The organism is Pseudomonas brassicacearum (assembly GCF_003732265.1).
In the GTDB taxonomy this organism is placed as follows: domain Bacteria; phylum Pseudomonadota; class Gammaproteobacteria; order Pseudomonadales; family Pseudomonadaceae; genus Aquipseudomonas; species Aquipseudomonas brassicacearum_D.
Map to the genome: position 1 here is coordinate 1 of NZ_MOBK01000178.1, position 288 is coordinate 288.

Consider the following 288-nt stretch of genomic DNA (forward strand, 5'->3'; position numbering starts at 1 on the left):
GCGTGGCACACGTTGATGCTTTCGAGGATTTTCAGCACATGCGTGTACATGGTGCTGGCCTTGTAGGTGGGACGCATACCGGTGCGGGTATTGATGAACAACTCGTCTTCAAAACTGGTCCGCAGCTTTTTCAGGCAGTAACTCACCGTGGACTGGCTGACGCAGAGCGCCTCCGACACACCGGTGACGCTGCTTTGCTCGTACACGGCGACAAACACCATGAGGTCCTGCATGTCGAGCTTGCTAAGCAAGTTACTGTTCAGCATCCGTTCTGTCTCGCTGTGCTGC

General features: G+C 55.2%; 1 protein-coding gene. It reads right to left on the reverse strand.

The window, feature by feature from the left end; translation table 11 throughout:
* Nucleotides 1–266 (reverse strand): LysR family transcriptional regulator (locus tag BK660_RS30690; protein WP_148057502.1); only part of this gene is annotated, 266 nt, incomplete at its 3' end.
* Between the last annotated feature and the right edge of the window lie 22 nt (nt 267–288).